The organism is Campylobacter sp. BCW_6464 (assembly GCF_001762775.1).
GTDB classification, from domain to species: domain Bacteria; phylum Campylobacterota; class Campylobacteria; order Campylobacterales; family Campylobacteraceae; genus Campylobacter_D; species Campylobacter_D jejuni.
Genome location: NZ_MJXM01000010.1, coordinates 1 through 2215, shown reverse-complemented (window position 1 = coordinate 2215; position 2215 = coordinate 1). Strand labels below are relative to the sequence as shown.

Annotated in this window: 3 protein-coding genes and 1 pseudogene; all 4 read right to left on the bottom strand. The window is 31.3% G+C overall.

The window, feature by feature from the left end; all coding sequences use genetic code 11:
* Window positions 1–281, bottom strand: a pseudogene (locus tag AJ885_RS00150) (phage tail sheath family protein); the annotation flags it as partial.
* 18 nt (window positions 282–299) lie between these two features.
* On the bottom strand, window positions 300–1307 hold the full coding sequence (locus tag AJ885_RS00145; protein ID WP_052805454.1) for a hypothetical protein: 1008 nt from the start codon (window positions 1305–1307) through the stop codon (window positions 300–302).
* 123 nt (window positions 1308–1430) lie between these two features.
* Window positions 1431–1802: a DUF1353 domain-containing protein gene (locus AJ885_RS00140; protein ID WP_070280507.1), complete on the bottom strand. Its 372-nt coding sequence runs from the start codon at window positions 1800–1802 to the stop codon at window positions 1431–1433.
* A partial coding sequence (locus tag AJ885_RS00135) for a DUF4376 domain-containing protein (protein WP_070280505.1) occupies window positions 1799–2215 on the bottom strand: 417 nt, incomplete at its 5' end. The genes AJ885_RS00135 and AJ885_RS00140, both read right to left, overlap by 4 nt.

Sequence of the window (2215 nt, the reverse complement as noted above, 5' to 3'; positions counted from 1 at the left end):
ACATTTTGTAGATTGATACATTCTAAAGTATCTAAAAGTCTAAAATCTTGTAAGTTATTTTCTTTGATTAAATCGTTTACAAATTCTTTTGCTTTGCTTACATTTGAAAAGGCAAAGATTGGAAAGCTATCCACGCTTTCATAACCAGCCTTTGTGTAAATCATTTCTTTACTTGCACCTTTTATAGCCCCAGCAATACCAATAGGCGTATCACTTTGCACTTTAATAGGACTTGCTGCACCATTGCTGATATTAAAATTAACTCCATAATTTGCTGCCATTATTCACTCCTTATTTCTTTACATTTTTTTGTATTTTTTTGTTTTTTTAGGATTTAAATTAAGCTCTTTTTTTATAACAATTTGATCTTGTTTAGAAATTTCAAATAAAAAAGCATAATCTCCATAAGTATCAGAACTAGCTTCTAACTTTTCAACATTAAAATCTTCACTTTGAATTTCTTGCTCACCTATAAAAATGGATTTTTTTACTCTTACATTGGTAATTTCTGTTTGACCATAATATCCATTACCTCTAGCAAAAAGCTTATTAGGCATTGGTGTATTTTCAAGTTCTATGCTTACCTCTCTACTTCCTGAACTAGACCATAAGCAACACTCATCAGAACCACCATTATATTTTTTAAACACATGGGCGATTTTGTGATAGGTTTCTTGATAAATACCACTTGTCTTAATCGTTCCTAAAATTTGGTTTTCTCCTGCAATAGGATTAGAATCTATAGTAAAATCGCTTCTATTAAGACCATTACCATCTTTAGTCATAGTAAATTTTGCGTTTTCATACTCATCTTGAACTTTATTTGGAGTAGCAAAACCATTTTCAAAACCAAGTCTTAAATCACTCATACAACCCCCATATTGTCCACCTGTGGTAGTGTTATCAAATGTGATAATGATTTTTTCTTTAGGGACAATATCATTGCTACCATCTCCTAGTAAATCAACCCAGCTTGTAAAATCATTATCATTAGCAGTGCAAATAAATAATTGTTTTTTACTTTCTACAACCGCCCAAATTTCTCCTACTTTAGCTTGTGTATTGTAGTTAGGTGGGGTTTTTGATATTTTTATGTTTGTATTTTGGAAATTTTGATCTTGTAAAATTTCCTCAATGAGACTTTTAAGCTCCTCTTTATTAACAAGCTCTTCTTTAAAAAGCTTTAGTTTTTTATCTATAAGCTCATTAACTTTTTGAGCATTAAGCTTATCACTAACTATAGGTTCACTTGGCTCTTTTGAGCCTTGATTAATATCTGGAATAAAAGAAATTCCATAATCTTTCATTTTAACTCCTTTTTATGCTTTCACTTTGTGCGAATAAAATCCGCCCAAAGTCGCTTTTACTCTTGTGCTTTGCACTCTCTTTGAGAAAGCCCCCGTCCCACTGCGTGGGTAGCTCACCTTTTTTTATTTTCCTTTTATCAAGCATTTTATTGCATGATAAAGATTGCAAGAATGATAAAATACAAAGATTTTAAACTTAGAACATCCAAGCAAAGTCATAGCTTCTTTTAATGCTAAATCAGCTATTTTGTAATCAGCCCTAGAGTTTGCTTTTTCGCACAAAAAATCATGCACCACACAAGCACTAAAATACTCGCTTTTAAAAGGTGGAAACAAAGACCAAAAAAGGCGTGGGATACTTGCTCCATCCGTTTTAAAGCCTTGTGGTACAATGCCTTTATAATTTGGCAAAGAAAAAGCATAATCACTAATTACTTCAAATCTGTCTTTATCATAGGGCTTTACACAAACCCTTTTTAATTCTGTTTTAGTCATTTTTCACTCTCCCAAACAATTAAATCAAGTTCTTCTTTGCTTTGTACATTTCTAGCTTTTTCTTTTAAAGCACTTGCTTTAAAAATAGTTTCTTGCACAAAATAAGCCATGCTACTTGCAAAGAGTTTAAACTCATCTACGCTAAATCTTGTAGTTGAATTATCAAGTGCAATCCAATCAATATAAGGAATTAAATTAGGATTAACAAGAGCATTGGTTACTGCTCCATTAATTCTTAACTGATCTTCATTAGAACTTTGATAGATTTTACCTTTAAAAGAAAATCCACCATTTAGAATATTTTCTTTTTTTGTATTAATCTCGTTGATTTTTAACTCTTTTGCCTCGTTTAAAAGCTCTTCTTCGCTTTTAGGAGGATTTATTAAAGAGTTAAACTCTTCTTCGCTAATAGG

Bases quoted from the DNA above. Each gene is read 5' to 3' on its own strand.
- AJ885_RS00145 (WP_052805454.1), bottom strand. From the start codon at position 1,307: ATGAAAGATTATGGAATTTCTTTTATTCCAGATATTAATCAAGGCTCA.
- AJ885_RS00140 (WP_070280507.1), bottom strand. From the start codon at position 1,802: ATGACTAAAACAGAATTAAAAAGGGTTTGTGTAAAGCCCTATGATAAA.